Source organism: Microcoleus sp. CAWBG640 (assembly GCF_020883015.1).
GTDB lineage: Bacteria > Cyanobacteriota > Cyanobacteriia > Cyanobacteriales > Microcoleaceae > Microcoleus > Microcoleus anatoxicus.
This window is the reverse complement of sequence record NZ_JAHRFC010000097.1, coordinates 1-15754: the sequence shown is the minus strand read 5'-3', so window position 1 is coordinate 15754 and position 15754 is coordinate 1. Positions and strand designations below refer to the sequence as shown.

Genomic DNA, 15754 nt, shown 5'->3' with positions numbered 1-15754 from the left:
GCAACCAGACAAATGTAATGTTCAGTTTTAGAACGCAGTCGATTTTTTAAATCTTCGTAAATACCTAAGCGTAATACTGGATAGACCCAGTGTACTACCCCCTCGCGGGAATGAAAGCTCGAAGCCAAAATATCTGCTAGCTGCATCAGGTCATTGGCTCCAGCCATCCGAACTAAAAAGCCACAATTTTCGGGGTTTTGTTTACCGCGTGTTGGTGAGGAAAAAAATGAATAATTCACAATTATCAGCCACTATATTAATTTTCTAGGATGGTTATTTATACACAGAACCATTTTCTTAATGGTGATTTTATTGTGATTCATAACCCTCTAAATCAATTATAAATTCACAGGAACATTCAATAATTATCAGCTAATTCTAAATGAGGGCGGGTCGGATTTGGGCAACCAATTCATTTCCAGCCGATCGGGGTGGGTTTTCTGTAATATTAGGGGTATAACTTATACACATAGTTGATTGACCCGATTAAACCACCACCTTCTTTAGTCTTGACTTTGCAATATTATCTAATGTACACTGGAAATGTCAAGGGATTGAGAAAAATCATGGCCAACAATAACCCATCCCCTAATACTAGATTTGTAGGTATTGGGAAGGGTATTAAAAACAATCAAAAAGGTTTTAATGTCAGGTTCCCGGAACCCTATCACTCTATGCTGGCAGAAATACCCGATAGAATTGAATTTATTCGTCAAGCCGTAATTGAAAAACTCAAGGATAAGCCAGAATGAATCAGGGTATGAGGCTCGTGGATCTTATGGCTATGGCGAGCCGATCGAGTTTCAAGGGCTTCTGGCCACAGGCACTCGTGTATCCGATGAAAGCAACCTTGTCTTTAAGAGTAGGGGGTTTTCTGCCAAAAGTCCCATTTACACTCTGACGTTTTGGAAAAAGTCTCTGGGGTATGACCCAATAATTCCGTCTGTGGGCGGTATGACCAAATAATTCGATAGTATGCAGAAGGCGATCGATAAATTCAAAAGCCCGATCGAGCTAATTAGCCGATGTTGACAGAGTAAATTCATCATGAAAATTAAGGGCAGGTTAAATAAGTTACATAGTTAACTGGGTGAGGGTGTTTCGAGAAGGGTTCAAGGCATTTGGGTTGGATCGAGTGGGATTTCCTCCTCCCTAAAGTTCTGACTCTGCGCTCAATTGCGGATTTCAAAGAGTCTATATCGTAAAATAAGGCGTCAATAGTGGCAAAAATAGGCACTGGACTTACGGCGATCGACCGGGTTTCTCTGAAAAATCAAAGTTTCTCAACGAGATATCTACCAAAAAAGTGGGGTTTCTGCCATTGGCGGCTGTGGTGAGTTTTAAAAATCTTAACTAAAACGGGACTGGTGCAAATAATTAATCGCAAATACTGGAAACACATTCACAAAAGGACGGCTATAGCTATGTTGCAGAGATCCTGCCTCCCTATGACTCCCACGACCAAGCACAGCAAAGCTATGTGGTTGAGCAATCAGGGGGAAGACAAATGAATTCCCTAGCAAGTTCTAAGGTCAAAATTCTGATCGTTGATGACGAACCAGACAATATTGAGTTGCTGTACCGCACCTTCTATCGCGATTATAAAGTGCTGAGCGCCAAATCAGGTCCTGATGCCCTCGAAATCTTGAGAAGAGAGAAAGAAGTTGCCGTGATTATCTCGGATCAGCGGATGCCAAAAATGAGCGGGACTGAGTTTCTCCGCTTGACTGCTGTCGAGTATCCCGACGTGATCAGAATTATTTTAACTGGCTATACCGATGTTGAAGATTTAGTTGAAGCTATTAATGCGGGCAAAGTATTCAAATACGTTACTAAGCCTTGGGATTCCGATGACCTCAAGGTTTTGGTCAGTCAAGCTGTGGATACTCACCATGTCCTGAAAAATCGCACTAATGAACTGCGACGGGCGCTACAGCAAGAATCACTGCTTTATGCTGTTACCAATAGTATCCGATCGGCCCTCAATTACCAGCAAATGCTGCAAAGAATTGTGGAAACCGTAGGGGAAATGTTTCAGGTGAGTTGCTGCTTGTTACGTCCCTTCCAAGACGGTAGAGTGGCTGATGAATGGTTCGTTTATCCACACCAGGAAACTCCAGATTTGCCATCATCGGAGGCTGTCGCCATACCCCTAGATGCCCCGGATGCTAGACTTTCTGTAGATTTACTACCGCTGTTGGTGTGGGAAACTACCCAAGTAGAGGTGATTCAAGATGCTCAAACAGACGATCGCATTTTACACACAGGAAATGACCAGCGACGACTTGCTTACCTAGCAGCCAACATCCGATCGAGCTTAATCGTACCTCTGTTCTACCAAAATGAACTCATGGCAGTTTTAGCGCTGCACTCCTTCGAGCACCCCCGCCCGTGGGAAGAACACGAGATCAACTTAGTCAATACAGTAGCAGACCAAGCAGCCTTGGCCCTTTCTCAAGCCCGTGCTTACGAACAAGTGCGGGCGCTGGCAAAACGCGAAGCCCTAGTCAATACTATTACCACGGCAATTCGATCGAGCCTAGACCCCCAAAACATTTTTTCAGCCATTACCCAACAACTAGGGCAAGCTCTGCAAGTAGACGGCTGCGTGCTATCCCTGTGGACAGAAGACGATGAATACGTTCAATGCGTGGGACTTTATGACTCAAATCGGAATTTTGTAGCCGCCGAAGAGGACTTTATCGCTCCTAATTTACTCGCCAACGACATGATTAGGGATAGAGGCCGCGCCTGGATATTTCCCCAATCTTCGCTACCCCAGTCTTTAGTGCCGATTCGAGGGAATCCGGTTTTGCAAAACATTATGATCTCGAAAGAACCGGTGGCGATTTCAGATCTCAACGAACGTCCTGACATGAATGTTACAGAACTACAACTGCGATCGCCAGCCCGCGCCCTTCTGGTAGTCCCCTTGCTTTCCGATGGTAAAATCATCGGCAGCATCTCCCTACGACAAAACAACAACACCAGGCGCTGGCTAGCCTCAGACATTGACCTGGCTCAAATAGTAGCAACTCAAGCCGCTCTAGCCGTACAGCAGTCCCGCCTCTACCAAACTACCAGACAGCAAGCCGAACGTCTCCTGGAAGCCGATCGACTCAAAACCGAGTTTTTCCAAAATATCTCTCACGAATTCCGTACACCTCTAACCCTCACCATTGGTCCCCTGGAATCAGTTTGCAGTCGCCAAGAAGACTTACCCTACGAACAAGCAGCCATTGCACTTCGCAATTCCCGTCGCCTGTTGCGCTTAGTAAATCAACTACTAGATTTGCAGCGACTGGATGCTGGACGAATGCAGCCGAGTTTTCGCCCCTGCGACTTAGTAGGTTTCTGTTACTCTACGGCCGAATCATTTCGCCCCTATTGCGAGAAAAAAAACATCAACTTAATTACTCAATTGCAAGAGTGTCCGTTGCTCTATTTAGATATTGAAAGATTTGATAAAGTTATTTATAACCTACTATCAAATGCTGTCAAATTTACCCCCGAAGGTGGAAATATAACCCTGACAGTTGCATCGGCAGGTTCTCACTGTTTGCTGCAAGTAAAAGATACCGGGATCGGCATCCGCACCGAACAAATTCCCTATTTATTCGAGCGTTTTCGTCAGGCCGAAGGTTCCGCCAGCCGTTCCTACGAAGGAAGTGGCTTAGGCTTGGCATTGGTCAAAGAATTAGTGGAAATGCACGGTGGTCAAATCTCCGTAGAATCTGTTTACGGTGAAGGCTCTACTTTTACAGTTTGGCTCCACTTCGGCTCCACCCATTTGCCTCTAGAACAAGTGCTGGAAATACCAACAGAATTTCACTCATCAAAAGCAATGGTGGAATTGGCAGATGTAGAAGGTGATTTGTCTGATGCTGAAATCACCAACGAGAATTTGGAAACCCTCCAATCCGTAAGCTCAGAAACAGCAGTTGGCACAGTTTTGGTAGTTGATGATAATCCTGATTTACGATTTTATGTATCGGGAATTTTGCGAGATTCAGGCTTTTCGGTTTTGCTTGCCCGTAACGGTGAGGAGGGATTTGCAGTAGCGAAAAAACGTCGCCCTGATTTGATTGTTACAGATTTGATGATGCCCTTAGTGTCGGGATTAGATTTGATTCGGATGATTAGAGAAGATCGAGATTTAAAAGGCACTCCTGCTATTTTACTCACAGCTAAAGCCGATGAAGACACTCGAATTGAAGGAGTAGAACGGGGAGCTGATGCTTATTTGTCCAAGCCTTTTAACGACAGAGAATTATTGGCAGAAGTCCGAAATTTGCTGGCTCTCAAGGAGAACGAGCGCCGTGTCCAGCAGTTGAATACTTATTTAACTGAGTCGGTACTGCGCCGATTTTTGCCGCCGGCAATGGTGAAAGCGGCGGCGGCGGGAGATTTGGCGCTGAATTTGCGCCCGGAACCGCGATTGATTACGATTTTATTTAGCGATATTGTGGGTTTTACTGCCCTCTCCAATACATTGCGATCGCGCCGAGTAGCCGAGTTGTTGAATCAATATTTAGCCGCCATGACTAAAGCGATTTTTGATAGTGGTGGTACGGTAGATAAGTTTGTGGGAGATGCGGTAATGGCAATATTTGGAGCGCCGGAAGAACTCAACCCCAATGAACAAGTGCGGCGTGCTGTGGAGGCTGCAAGGAAAATGTTGCGAGCTCTGAATGAGCTTAACCAAAGTTGGATTGAACAGGGTATTGTTGGGGAGAATGGCGTGCCACCTGTGCGTTTTCGCTGTGGAATTCATCAGGGTACTGCGGTGGTGGGGATGTTTGGCTGCGAGGAGCGATCGGACTATACTGCGATCGGACCGAGTGTGAATATTGCCGCTCGACTGCAAGAAGCGGCCGAACCCAATAGTGTGTTAATTTCCGCAGCGGTGGCCGATTATGTTGATGAGGAGAGAATTATTAAATATAAGCCACTGCAATTGAAGGGAATTGATGAAACAGTGTTGACTTTTGTACTCAAGTGTGATTGAGTTGGGCCGCAACCCAAATAATTTCCGATGGGTTAACGGCAGTTGACAAAATATCTATATTTACCTATATTTTAAACAGGTAATTCAAGGGTTAGCAGTGGACAGACTAATTAGTATAGGCGAACTAGCGGAACTCAAAGCCGTAAGTGTAGATACCATCAGGCGTTGGGAAAGCGAAGGAAAAATTAAATCAGTTAGAACCAGTGGCGGACACAGGCGGTACAGGTTAGCTGACTTTGTAGAGCAAAAGCTAGGTAAAACTCTTGCTTACGCCCGTGTTTCATCCCAAGATCAGAAAGACGCTCTTGATAGACAAGACGCGGTATTGTCTGGTTACTGTCAATCTAATGGTTGGAATTACGAGGTGATTAGAGACTTAGGCGGTGGTATGAATTATCGCAAAAAAGGTTTAAATAAACTACTCACAGCTATTTTAGATGGTGATGTAGCGCGTCTTGTAATCACCCACAAAGATCGGTTACTTCGGTTCGGGTCTGAACTTATTTTTGCTGTCTGTGAGTACCACGATATTGAGGTAATCATACTAAACAAAAAAGAGGATGCAACCTTTGAAGAGGATTTGGCATCGGATGTTCTGGAAATTATCACAGTGTTTTCTGCCAGACTCTACGGCTCTGGCTCAAATAAGAATAAAAAACTGTTAGAAAAGCTTGCAGAAGCTACGCAATTGTGATGGAATGTAAAAATAAAGTAAGATTGTAAGAGTCAACTTTATGCTGTCAGGATAAGAGTTTAACAAGTCATACGGTAACACGCACCTACAAAAAACTTACGGTATTAATAAACGTCATGCTAATGGTGTAATCTCATCGGCTAAAGGTGCTGTTGATAGGTGGCATTCTTGTCGGTGCGGAGAGTCTTTAGATCGAGACGAAAACTCGGCTAAACTTATCAAAAAGATTGGCCTGAGTCATGAAAGTGGCGGGGGAACTCCGTCACTCAAAAAAGCCCTTGCACAAAGGGAAATAGAAGCCTGCGGTCTAGCGGTACTCCGCTGACCGTCAGGTTCGTTCACAAGCCGTATTTATGGGAGATAGGATCGGAGGCAGGCCCGACAGCATCGATCGCAGCCTCAAGAGCGATCGACACATGAGTCCAATGAGTCCCCCCTTGACAAAAAGCTATATAGGGTTCCCGCAGTGGCCCATCAGCCGAAAACTCCGACGTACTCCCATCAATAAAAGTACCCCCAGCCATCACCAACTTACTTTCATAGCCGTGCATGGGAGCAGGCACCGGATCTAAATAGGAACCAACGGGGGAATTTTGTTGAACAGCCCGACAAAAAGCAATTAACTTATCAGCACAACCAAATTCGATCGCCTGAATCACATCCCGTCTTCTCGCCAAAGGAATCGGATTCACCCGATAACCCAACTTATAAAAAACATAAGCTGTCAAATGATTTCCCTTGATCGCCTCGCCCACAAACCCAGGCGCTAAAAACAAACCCTGAAACAGCAAGCGATTTAAATCAAAAGTTGCACCGCCACTACTGCCAATTCCAGGGGCCGTCAAGCGACAAGTTGCAGCCTCCACTAAATCTGCCCTCCCCGCCACGTAACCCCCCGCAGGGACGATCGTACCCCCCGGATTTTTAATCAAAGAACCAGCCATCAGATCCGCACCAACAGCAGTCGGTTCACAATCCTCAACAAATTCTCCGTAACAATTATCAACAAAGCAAATTGTGTTAGGATTCTGATGTTTGACTATGGCGACGATTTTTTGAATCTCAGAAATAGACAGACTAGACCGCCAAGAATAACCGCAAGAGCGCTGGATAAAAACCAGGCGAGTTTTTGCTGAAATAGCACAGCTCAGTGCCTGCCAATCCACACTTCCTTCGCGAGTTAGAGGCAACTCACGGTAAAGGATGCCAAACTCAATCAGTGAACCTTGACCTTGCCCCCGCAGGCCGATGACTTCTTCTAAAGTATCGTAGGGAGACCCAGCCACTGCCAACATTTCGTCACCAGGACGCAGGATGCCAAACAGAGCACAGGCGATCGCGTGAGTACCCGAAACAAACTGTACCCGCACCGCCGCCGCTTCTGCACCAACTACTTCGGCAAACACGCCGTCCAACGTTTCCCGACCCAAATCGTCGTGACCGTAACCCGTAACTCCTGCAAAATGGTGGACTCCAACCCGGTGGCCCCGAAAAGCTTTTAAGACTCGTTGAAGATTTTGCTTGACTGTCGCGTCAATACCAGAAAAAATCTGAAGGAGTGCCTGTTCTGCTTCCTGTAGCCGTGAAACGCTATTCATCTATACCTCGCTCACCATTTGTGTGCGCGCAGCTCGTTATCGCGTAGATGCGGCCCTTAGTTTGTAAACATAATATCTTCATGACGATTGCAACTTCCAAAAAAACTTCTCCTGATTGGCCTGTCATAGGCTTTATGGCCTTTTTACACATCGGCGCTTTATTTGCTTTGCTGCCGAGTAATTTTAGCTGGTCTGCGATCGGGCTAGCAGTATTCCTCCATTGGGTAACAGGTGGTTTAGGAATTACTCTCGGATTCCACCGTCTGGTTACTCACCGCAGTTTTCAAACACCCAAATGGCTAGAATATTTCCTAGTAATTTGCGGTACTCTTTCCTGCGAAGGGGGCCCCATCGACTGGGTAGGAATGCACCGGTTACACCACATACATTCTGACACTGAAACAGATCCCCACGACTCCAATCAAGGCTTCTGGTGGAGCCACATGGGCTGGATGCTCTCGGATCTGCCCATCAGAGTTGAAATCCCGCGCTTTACAAAAGACATTGGCGACGACCCAGTATACAAGTTTCTCCAAGCATATTTTATCCCCATCCAAGTAGTCTTCGGTGTCTTGCTCTATTTATTAGGCGGCTGGTCCTTCGTGGTTTGGGGCGTGTTTATGCGGATTGTAGTGGTATTCCACTGCACTTGGCTGGTGAACAGTGCTACCCACAAATTTGGGTATCGCACCTACGAGTCTGGCGATCGCTCCACCAACTGCTGGTGGGTGGCCGTCCTGACTTATGGCGAAGGCTGGCACAATAACCACCACGCCTTTCAATACTCGGCTCGCCACGGTCTTCAATGGTGGGAAATAGACATAACCTGGATGACAATTCAACTGCTGCAAATACTGGGTTTGGCAACCAAAGTCAAATTAGCAGATATCGCAGAAAAGTAACTTGCGATCGCAATTAACACATTATTAGCCATTAGTCTCATACTAAAGGCTAATAATCAATTTTTGATAATCAAATTGCTTCAATATCAGTTAACCTGAAGAAAATCAAACAGAAATCCGCAGCCTGCTCCCACCAATAAAGAGCAGAATGTACTATCATAGATATTGAAGCAAAAAAAATATGAATTTTAGTCAATTTAAAACCTCAATCTAAACCGAATGACAATTGCAACACAAGACAAACTCCAATACAACTGGACACACATTATTGCTTTAGCCGGAGTTCACATCGGCGCTCTGTTCGCCCTACTTCCGAGTAACTTCAACTGGACAGCCGTTGGTTTAACAGTATTTATGCACTGGATCACCGGCGGTTTGGGAATAACCCTCGGATGGCATCGCCTGCTTACCCACCGTAGCTTTCAGACCCCAAAAATTGTAGAATACTTTCTAGCTTTTTGCGGAGCTCTCGCTTGCCAAGGAGGAATAATTCATTGGGTTGGGCTGCACCGCTTACACCACACTCACTCCGACCAAAATGATATCGACCCTCACAATGCCCAGCAAGGTTTTTGGTGGAGTCACATAGGTTGGATGTTCTATAAAGGGCCAGCTCACGATGAAATTCCCCGCTGCACAAAAGACATTGCTAGCGACCCATTTTATCAATTTTTGCAAAATTACTTTCTGCCAATTCAAATCGCCTTTGGAGTCTTGCTTTACTTAGCAGCAGGCTGGTCTTTTGTAGTTTGGGTAATATTTGTACGCTTAGTTTTCGTGTATCACTGCACATGGTTTGTGAATAGCGCCACTCACAAATTCGGCTACCGCACCTATGAAACAAAGGATAGTTCTACTAACTGTTGGTGGGTTGCGGTTTTGACTTACGGCGAAGGCTGGCACAACAATCACCACGCTTATCAATACTCGGCCCGTCACGGGATGGAATGGTGGGAAATAGACTTTACTTGGATGACAATTCAAGTGCTGGAAGCACTCGGTTTGGCAAGTAAGGTGAAATTACCAGCAAAATAGTAATTTGGTAATTGGGCATTGGGCATTGGGCATTGGGCATTGGGCATTGGTGTCAACTTAAGGTACAACCAATAGTCCGGCAAGGGTTAAAACCGAGCCTCACAAAGCGAAAGTCCTCTGAAGAGGACTCATGATTTCTTCAGTCCTCTTGAGAGGACTTTAGCTATTAGACAGGGGTTTCAACCCCTGGCGGACTTTGGGGATGACTAACGGATTTGGCGGGCTTTCAGGCTTAAGTTGACACCAATGGGCATTGTTGACTGCCAACTGCCCAACTACCAATTCACTAATGAGCCCGTTTTTGGTCGCCCCGGCCGCGCAAATACTCCGCTGCAAACGCCAATCCTCCCGAACCTACCATTAACAGCACGCTCAGAGCATTAATATCAGGTTTCACCCCAGTCCGAATCCGGCTAAAAATTTCCATCGGTAAAGTTGTAGTCCCGCTACCTGCGGTAAAACTCGCAATCAAAAAATCGTCCATACTGAGAACAAAAGACAGCAGACAACCCGAAATAATGCCTGGTAATAATTGAGGCAACAAAACTTTAACAAAAGCCTCAACTGGTGTCGCTCCCAAATCCAAGGCAGCTTCTTCTAAAGAGGGGTTGAGGTCGGCTAATCTAGTAGAAACAGCTAGGGCAATATAAGCTAAACAAAAGACTATGTGAGCAGCTACAATTGTCCACAAACTCAGAGGAATAGCCAGGGCTGCTAAAAATACTAGAGTCGCCACAGCACTGGCAATATCGGGAATAATAATCGGCAAGTAGGCAACTCCTTGATATAAATTCTTGCCTGGAAAGCGGTAGCGGGACAAACCCACTGCCATCAATGTACCGAGTACAGCGGAGATGGCAACTGCACAAACAGCCACTGTTAAACTATTTCTCAGGGCCACCAAAATGCGGGTATCGCTAAATAATTTAACATACCAATCTAATGTAAATCCTTCCCAACCAGCGCTAAAACGCGATTTATTAAAGCTGTAAAATGTGAGTACCAAGATGGGCAGGTACATATAAAAAAACATCAAAACGGCAAAGACAACCTGCCAAGAAATCTTAAATTTAGGTTTTAAGTACAACATATCGGTGGGTATTTCCTCCTGTGGATTGTCGGTAATATTTTCCATATCTTGGTAATTGGTTATTGGTAATTGGTAATTGGTAATCGGTTATTGGTTATTTGTTGTTTGTCACTAGCTACCAATAATTAATAACCAATAACTAATGACCAATGACTACTGACTAATGACTTCTTTAAACTGCATTGCGATCGCCATATTTGAGCAAAAGGGCAATTCCAATACTCACTGCAAAAATTAATACCATACTCAGAGCCGATCCCAGCCCCCAATTTTGAGTCGCCCCCAAAAATTGATTGTAAATCAAACGGGCCGCCGTCATACTCGAAGCACCGCCCAGCAACTCAGGATCGACAAAATCGCCCAAACAGCTAATAAATACTAGCAAAGAACCCGCTGCAATTCCCGGCATAGTCTGGGGTACTGTCACTTGCCAAAAAGTTTCCACCGGATTCGCCCCCAAATCCTGAGATGCTTCTAGCAATCTGCGGTCTAATTTTTCTAAAGAAGCGTAGAGAATTGTCACGATATAAGGCAAATAACTGTAAGCCATGCCAATTAAGACCGCTGAACTTTGATTGAGTAATTCCAGCGGGGGAATGCCCACAAGTGCCAATACGGAGTTGAGAACCCCCGTAGGACGTAGAATTGTAATCCACGCATACGATCGCAAAAGCGAAGAAGTCCACAGCGGCAACACAAATCCCAACAAAGTTAAATTCCGCCACTTGGGCGAGACATTCAGGGCTATCCAGTAAGCCACGGGGAATCCCAGCACCAAACAGAGTATAGTGGTTCCCGTTGCAAAAAAGACCGATCGCCCAATCACCTGCAAATTCAAAGGCTCAAACACTCGCAGATAATTGCCAATTCCCGAAGGAATCACCAAATCTCCAGGCTTAATATTCGGCACCAAACTCAGTTGGAAAATGACTATAGTTGGTACTACTAATAATAGAGCCAGCCACACGCCAGAAGGGCCAAGCAATGCCAGCGGCCCAACCCAGGATGACCAAGGAGAAACAGTTTCGGCTTTCGAGGGAGAATTGGGAGGAATCGGAGGGGGAGCTTTGGTGGAAACAGTCATAAATAATAAATAGTTTTCAGTTTTGAGTTTTAATTGTTGATTGTTGATTGGTAGGGGCGGGTTCACCAACAATAATCGCCTAAAATAAACAATCTCATAAACCCGCCCCCACCCTAGGGTAAATCGAAATGTACATGAAATTTATCGCAAAAAAATGTACATGAAATTTTGGGCAAAAACTCAGATTAACCGCTGGTTAATTTAGTCCAATAGCGATCGTACACATCTATAAATTTTCCTACCGGAGCAACACCTTCACAATTTTTTAAAGTAGCCTCGGAAGGGAAAAGAATCTCATTTGCCCGCACTTCCGGTGTCAGCAAACTAAAAGCATCTTCCGAAGGAGTTGAAAAACTAAGTCGTTCTACTAAAGAAGCAGCGACATCCGCTTGTAACATAAAGTTAATCCACTTATAAGCCGCTTCAGGATTGGGAGCTCCTTTAGGTATTACTAAGGTGTCAGTCCACAGAGAAGAACCGCTTTTTGGCACAACATAGCGCAATTTATCGTTATCGGGAATTACTTCATTAGCATCAGAAGAATAGCACATAGCTACTTTTAAATCTCCTGTCAGCATTTGTGGACGCCATGCGTCTGTGGTAAAAGAGGCGATCGCGGGTTTTAATTCTACCAACTTCTCATAAGCTTTTTTGACTTCCTCTGGGTTAGTAGAATTGAGAGAAAAACCCTGCATTCGCAACGCAGCACCCATGACTTCTCGAACATCATTGGCCAGAGTCATTCGCCTTGTCAACTCCTGTTTGTGTTTCCACAAATAGTCCCAATCTGTCGGAGCTTCTTTGAGTTGTTCGCTGTTGTAAATTAACCCTGTGGTTCCCCAACTCAAAGGTACGCTGTAGCGGTTTCCTGGGTCATATACAGGGTTTTGGAATTGTTTTTTGAGGCGATCGATCCCTCCCAAAATGGAGTGGTCTAATTGGCTCAACAGCCCCAGTTCCTTCATCTGAATCACCATGTAGTCAGAGGGGTAAATGATGCTGTAGGCGCGACCACCACCGGCTTGAACTCTAGCCAGCATCGCCTCATTGGAGTCGAATACATCTGCAATCACGCGGATGCCTGTTTTTTCGGCAAAGCGATCGAGCAAAGCCTTATCTGTATAGCCTGCCCAAGTATAGATGAAAAGTTGGTCAGCATTACCTTTGACTGGAGGGGCCGATTGTACATCTGCAAGCCGCCAGCCGCAACTAGAAAGGGCTAAGCCGGAGATTGTCGCCGCCGAATTTTTTAGGAACTGACGGCGTGTAGAATTAGCCCTGGAAATCTGGGAAATTGGTAGATTAGTGGGAGGCACAGATTCAAAGATTGGTTATTTGTGATTGGCGTCGCCCTGAGCGAAGTCGAAGGGTTATTTGTGATTGGCGTCGCCCTGAGCGAAGTCGAAGGGTTGTTTGTGATTGGCGTCGCCCTGAGCGAAGTCGAAGGGTTATTTGTGATTAGTTACTTGTTGTTATGGGAACTAACAACTGACAACTAAAAACTCACAACTAACAACTCACAACTAACAACTCACAACTGGCAACTGACTAATTATTTCCTATCGCTTAAAGCGAGACAATCAGTAGTTCCCCAATAAGCGTAAATCGGCGTGTGCGGGTCTGGGAAAGAGCCACCGGTATTCGGTTGCCGCACCGTCATTTTATCGCCTGTGGTCAACTCAACCACGTAATGAACGTGGGTTCCCATGTACATGATATTTTTGAGTCTGCCTTCAAAACAGTTGACCGAGACTTCCGGCTGGTAAAGATTCAAATATACTTTTTCGGGCCGGACACTGACTACTACAGAGTCGTCTGTTCCTCCACTCCACATATCGGATTGCTGGACGACTATTTTGAGTCCGGCCTCCGTGCGAACTGTGAGAGTCGATCGGTCGATCGACTCTACTTTACCAGCAAACAAATTGGTATCGCCAATAAAATCTGCCACAAAAGCCGTCTGCGGACACTCATAAATTTCTTCAGGAGATCCAATTTGTTCTATTCGGCCCTCATTCATCACTGCAATGCGGTCAGAAAGACTCATGGCTTCTTCTTGGTCGTGAGTCACCATCACAAAAGTCAGCCCCAATTCTTGATGCAAGTTGGAGAGTTCCAACTGCATCTGCTTGCGCAACTTCAAATCCAGAGCACCGAGGGGTTCATCTAGCAGCAGTACCGCTGGTCGATTCACCAGAGCTCTGGCCAAAGCCACCCGCTGCTGCTGACCGCCGGACATTTGGCCGGGAAAGCGATTGGCGAAGGATTCCATTTTCACCAATTGCAAAGCTTCCCGTACCCGTTCTTCAATTTCCGCTTTCCCCAGTTTTTTAATCCGCAATCCAAAAGCGATGTTGTCCCAAACATTCATGTGACCAAACAAAGCATAGCTTTGAAACACAGTATTGACCGGACGGCGGTAGGCTGGAGTGTTGGTCATGGACTGACCACGAATCATCAATTCGCCCGCCGAGGGAGTCTCGAAGCCAGCGATTAACCGCAGCGTGGTAGTCTTGCCGCAGCCACTGGGTCCGAGAATGCTAAAAAATTCTCCTTGATGGATTTCTAGGTCAACCCCGCGGACTGCGGTTTCGCCATTGAATACCTTAAAGACCTTGCGGAGTTCAACGTCAAGCGCTGTATCCGTTGCTGTCGTACCTTGGTTGAGTGCTGTTTGAAACATATTCGCCCGTTCCTGGGGGTAATGCACGCTATCTTAATACAGTTTAAACTTAAACTTTTTTGTATTTTAGGCGAGGAATGCTTGATTTACTCGCTTTTGGGATGTTAAAGGCTCAAAAGCAGTTTTTTGGTAAAAAAAACCGATTTCTGCGTCCAGGACTATAATTAGTCTTATTTGGGCTCGATGTCTTTGTTGTCTGGACTCGGACTTACATTAGGTTTTGGCTGTTTGTCTGTTTTGGGTTCTGGTGTTTTTTTCCATTCTGACAAAGGTCGCACAGTGGCATTTTTAAAGTCGAAAGGTACTAGAATTACGGGCAAATTCTGAGATGGGGATTCGGTCGGGTTGGCTTGAGCATATAAGAATCGGCCACTAAAGTCTGTTTTCCCTAAAACTAGGCGGTGAGTTTCCTGGTTATCTAGTTTTACTGTGACTGTAGCTTGGGGTTGATCGAGGCCGAATTCTGGCAGTTGAGCGGGGGTGATACTAATTGTACGATCGCTCTTTCCTGTCCCCAACCTGTCTAACAAAAAATCTACTGATGCCTGATTGGCGTGTGCTTGCATGGGCACTTTCATTTCCCAACTTGATTTACCTCCTTTTACTGCATAAACTCGCTCAAAAGTCAATATGTTTTCGGCGGTTTTTATTGTAAAGAATTGTATGCGATCGGACTTAAAAGCAAAAATTCTCTGTTTTTCATCCTTAGCAGCCTCTTGCTTGGGAGCTACTTGTATCTCGAACAACAAAACCAAGCCTGTTAAGCTCAGTGCGACCGCTATCAATACTAATGTATTCTTCTGCAATTTCATAGTCACTGGGAATTGGGAATGGGGAATTGGGAATTTTGGAGGCTGTTAGTAGTAACAACTGACAACAGTCAACTGATTTATCTTCTCTTCCACCAAATAGCGGTCCCAATTCCCAGTCCGAGTAAAGGCCAAATTAGCCAAGCTAAAACCAAAATGCCTATTTGGATGACAGTCATGTTGATACGACGGTTAGTAGCTTTTTTGGGACTAATAGAAAAGCTTTGCTGGTCTGGTTTACTCAACCAACTGACAGAGTTAAGAAACACGTCGCTATTTAGTTGTTGGTCAAACCAGCCATTGGTCACAAATTGAGATGTGCCAATTACTACCATGCGCGAGGTTTTTCTGGGAGTTGAAGGCGCAGAAGGAGTTGAATTGGGACTGGGAGATGTTGTGGGAGATGCTATGGGAGATGCTGTGGGAGATGCTGTGGGAGATGTTGTGGGAGATGTTGTGGGAGATGCTGTGGGAGATGTTGTGGGAGATGTTGTGGGAGATGTTGTGGGAGATGTTGTGGGAGATGCTGTGGGAGATGTTGTGGGAGATGCTGTGGGAGATGCTGTGGGAGATGCTGTGGGTGTGGGCGAAGTTGGTGGTATTACAGGAGGTGTAGCTTCTTGGGACACAATCACCGAATAGCTAATGGGGGAAGCAGTCGGAGATGCAGATGTGGTTGGGGATGTGGTTGGGGATGGGGATGTGGTGGGAGATGGGGATGTGGTTGGGGATGGGGATGTGGTGGGAGATGGGGATGTGGTTGGAGATGGGGATGTGGTTGGGAATTCCGGGATGGCCACTTGCTTGTTGGGGTAGGTTTGCCAGCGGTTGATGGCGATGTGACAGCAGCG

At 45.7% G+C, this 15754-nt stretch carries 15 protein-coding genes and 1 pseudogene; 8 read left to right on the top strand and 8 right to left on the bottom strand.

The genetic code is table 11. The features are described from left to right. A pseudogene (locus tag AAFP11_RS26505) lies at positions 1-239 on the bottom strand (GNAT family N-acetyltransferase); the annotation flags it as partial. Positions 240-530: 291 nt separating this feature from the next. On the opposite strand from AAFP11_RS26505, the gene AAFP11_RS26500 reads away from it, so the two are divergent. The 3 genes from AAFP11_RS26500 (at position 531) to AAFP11_RS26490 (ending at position 5702) form a co-directional block, all read left to right on the top strand. Further along, complete coding sequence (locus AAFP11_RS26500) at positions 531-752, top strand: hypothetical protein (RefSeq protein WP_341734995.1); 222 nt, start codon at positions 531-533, stop codon at positions 750-752. Positions 753-1507: 755 nt separating this feature from the next. Further along, on the top strand, positions 1508-5008 hold the full coding sequence (locus tag AAFP11_RS26495; protein ID WP_341739717.1) for a response regulator: 3501 nt from the start codon (positions 1508-1510) through the stop codon (positions 5006-5008). A 97-nt stretch (positions 5009-5105) separates the two neighbouring features. Then, positions 5106-5702, top strand: coding sequence for an IS607 family transposase (locus tag AAFP11_RS26490; RefSeq protein WP_341739716.1), 597 nt, complete (start codon positions 5106-5108; stop codon positions 5700-5702). Between the two features lie 338 nt (positions 5703-6040). Here the strand turns inward: AAFP11_RS26490 and AAFP11_RS26485 are convergent, their stop codons facing one another. Further along, positions 6041-7300, bottom strand: a complete 1260-nt coding sequence (locus AAFP11_RS26485; protein ID WP_341739715.1) for an aminotransferase class I/II-fold pyridoxal phosphate-dependent enzyme — start codon at positions 7298-7300, stop codon at positions 6041-6043. 80 nt (positions 7301-7380) lie between these two features. On the opposite strand from AAFP11_RS26485, the gene AAFP11_RS26480 reads away from it, so the two are divergent. Together AAFP11_RS26480 and AAFP11_RS26475 are read left to right on the top strand one after the other, a co-directional pair. After that, positions 7381-8202, top strand: coding sequence for an acyl-CoA desaturase (locus tag AAFP11_RS26480; protein ID WP_341739714.1), 822 nt, complete (start codon positions 7381-7383; stop codon positions 8200-8202). A gap of 219 nt (positions 8203-8421) precedes the next feature. Next, entirely contained in the window at positions 8422-9237 is an 816-nt protein-coding gene (locus AAFP11_RS26475; protein ID WP_341739713.1) for a fatty acid desaturase, read from the top strand. A gap of 286 nt (positions 9238-9523) precedes the next feature. Here AAFP11_RS26475 and AAFP11_RS26470 read toward each other — a convergent pair whose 3' ends face one another. From AAFP11_RS26470 to AAFP11_RS26460, 3 genes are all read right to left on the bottom strand, one after another. Beyond that, the gene (locus AAFP11_RS26470) at positions 9524-10372 is read right to left on the bottom strand and encodes an ABC transporter permease (RefSeq protein WP_341739712.1); all 849 of its coding nucleotides are present in this window, start codon (positions 10370-10372) and stop codon (positions 9524-9526) included. A gap of 127 nt (positions 10373-10499) precedes the next feature. Then, positions 10500-11411 (bottom strand): ABC transporter permease, encoded by a 912-nt coding sequence (locus tag AAFP11_RS26465; RefSeq protein ID WP_341739711.1) that lies wholly within the window; start codon positions 11409-11411, stop codon positions 10500-10502. A gap of 185 nt (positions 11412-11596) precedes the next feature. Then, complete coding sequence (locus AAFP11_RS26460; RefSeq protein ID WP_341739710.1) at positions 11597-12727, bottom strand: spermidine/putrescine ABC transporter substrate-binding protein; 1131 nt, start codon at positions 12725-12727, stop codon at positions 11597-11599. Positions 12728-12748: 21 nt separating this feature from the next. Here AAFP11_RS26460 and AAFP11_RS26455 point away from each other — a divergent pair, with 21 nt between their 5' ends. Next, the gene (locus AAFP11_RS26455; protein WP_341739709.1) at positions 12749-12910 is read left to right on the top strand and encodes a hypothetical protein; all 162 of its coding nucleotides are present in this window, start codon (positions 12749-12751) and stop codon (positions 12908-12910) included. Positions 12911-12963: 53 nt separating this feature from the next. Here AAFP11_RS26455 and AAFP11_RS26450 read toward each other — a convergent pair whose 3' ends face one another. The 3 genes from AAFP11_RS26450 to AAFP11_RS26440 all read right to left on the bottom strand — a co-directional run bounded on the left by AAFP11_RS26450 (position 12964) and on the right by AAFP11_RS26440 (position 15238). After that, positions 12964-14094, bottom strand: a complete 1131-nt coding sequence (locus AAFP11_RS26450; RefSeq protein WP_341739708.1) for an ABC transporter ATP-binding protein — start codon at positions 14092-14094, stop codon at positions 12964-12966. Between the two features lie 170 nt (positions 14095-14264). Continuing rightward, complete coding sequence (locus tag AAFP11_RS26445; RefSeq protein WP_341739707.1) at positions 14265-14906, bottom strand: DUF4340 domain-containing protein; 642 nt, start codon at positions 14904-14906, stop codon at positions 14265-14267. A gap of 77 nt (positions 14907-14983) precedes the next feature. Further along, on the bottom strand, positions 14984-15238 hold the full coding sequence (locus AAFP11_RS26440) for a hypothetical protein (protein WP_341739706.1): 255 nt from the start codon (positions 15236-15238) through the stop codon (positions 14984-14986). On the opposite strand from AAFP11_RS26440, the gene AAFP11_RS26435 reads away from it, so the two are divergent. Further along, positions 15222-15545, top strand: coding sequence for a hypothetical protein (locus AAFP11_RS26435; protein ID WP_341739705.1), 324 nt, complete (start codon positions 15222-15224; stop codon positions 15543-15545). The two genes, AAFP11_RS26440 and AAFP11_RS26435, sit on opposite strands and share 17 nt — an antisense overlap. Before the next feature lie 3 nt (positions 15546-15548). Next, the gene (locus AAFP11_RS26430) at positions 15549-15719 is read left to right on the top strand and encodes a hypothetical protein (protein ID WP_341739704.1); all 171 of its coding nucleotides are present in this window, start codon (positions 15549-15551) and stop codon (positions 15717-15719) included. The last annotated feature ends 35 nt before the right edge of the window (positions 15720-15754 follow it).

Coding starts and splice junctions, on each gene's coding strand:
- AAFP11_RS26500 (WP_341734995.1), top strand. CDS start 531: ATGTACACTGGAAATGTCAAGGGATTGAGAAAAATCATGGCCAACAAT.
- AAFP11_RS26495 (WP_341739717.1), top strand. CDS start 1,508: ATGAATTCCCTAGCAAGTTCTAAGGTCAAAATTCTGATCGTTGATGAC.
- AAFP11_RS26485 (WP_341739715.1), bottom strand. CDS start 7,300: ATGAATAGCGTTTCACGGCTACAGGAAGCAGAACAGGCACTCCTTCAG.
- AAFP11_RS26480 (WP_341739714.1), top strand. CDS start 7,381: ATGACGATTGCAACTTCCAAAAAAACTTCTCCTGATTGGCCTGTCATA.
- AAFP11_RS26475 (WP_341739713.1), top strand. CDS start 8,422: ATGACAATTGCAACACAAGACAAACTCCAATACAACTGGACACACATT.
- AAFP11_RS26470 (WP_341739712.1), bottom strand. CDS start 10,372: ATGGAAAATATTACCGACAATCCACAGGAGGAAATACCCACCGATATG.
- AAFP11_RS26465 (WP_341739711.1), bottom strand. CDS start 11,411: ATGACTGTTTCCACCAAAGCTCCCCCTCCGATTCCTCCCAATTCTCCC.
- AAFP11_RS26450 (WP_341739708.1), bottom strand. CDS start 14,094: ATGTTTCAAACAGCACTCAACCAAGGTACGACAGCAACGGATACAGCG.
- AAFP11_RS26445 (WP_341739707.1), bottom strand. CDS start 14,906: ATGAAATTGCAGAAGAATACATTAGTATTGATAGCGGTCGCACTGAGC.
- AAFP11_RS26440 (WP_341739706.1), bottom strand. CDS start 15,238: ATGGTAGTAATTGGCACATCTCAATTTGTGACCAATGGCTGGTTTGAC.
- AAFP11_RS26430 (WP_341739704.1), top strand. CDS start 15,549: ATGGGGGAAGCAGTCGGAGATGCAGATGTGGTTGGGGATGTGGTTGGG.